The 521-nt window shown below is 61.0% G+C and carries 2 protein-coding genes; both read left to right on the top strand.

The window, feature by feature from the left end; translation table 11 throughout:
- Positions 1 to 229 (top strand): co-chaperone GroES (locus tag EN925_RS38980; RefSeq protein ID WP_164894843.1); only part of this gene is annotated, 229 nt, incomplete at its 5' end.
- Positions 230 to 291: 62 nt separating this feature from the next.
- On the top strand, positions 292 to 521 hold a 230-nt coding region (locus EN925_RS38985; RefSeq protein ID WP_281040719.1), incomplete at its 3' end, for a TCP-1/cpn60 chaperonin family protein.

The following is a 521-nucleotide window of genomic DNA, read 5'->3' on the forward strand; positions in this document are numbered from 1 at the left end:
GACCGCTGGCGGGATCATCATCCCCGACACGGCAAAGGATAAGCCGCAGGAAGGCGAGATCATCGCTGTCGGCTCCGGCGCTCGTGACGAAGCTGGCAAGCTGGTCCCGCTGGACGTCAAGGCCGGCGACCGCATCCTGTTCGGCAAGTGGTCGGGCACCGAAGTCAAGCTCAATGGCGAAGACCTTCTGATCATGAAGGAATCCGACATCATGGGCATCATCGGCTGATATCAGGCCTTTCCGTCAACTGAATTCCCGGGCTCGATCGAAGCCCCTGCCAGGAGCTAAAAATGGCTGCCAAAGACGTAAAATTCTCCCGTGATGCCCGCGAGCGCATGCTGCGCGGCGTCAACATCCTCGCCGACGCGGTGAAGGTCACGCTCGGCCCCAAGGGCCGCAACGTCGTCATCGACAAGTCGTTCGGCGCCCCGCGCATCACCAAGGACGGCGTCACCGTCGCCAAGGAAATCGAGCTTGAAGACAAGTTCGAGAACATGGGCGCGCAGATGGTCCGCGAAGT

It is taken from the genome of Mesorhizobium sp. M7A.F.Ca.US.006.04.2.1 (assembly GCF_004022915.1).
Lineage (GTDB): Bacteria > Pseudomonadota > Alphaproteobacteria > Rhizobiales > Rhizobiaceae > Mesorhizobium > Mesorhizobium ciceri.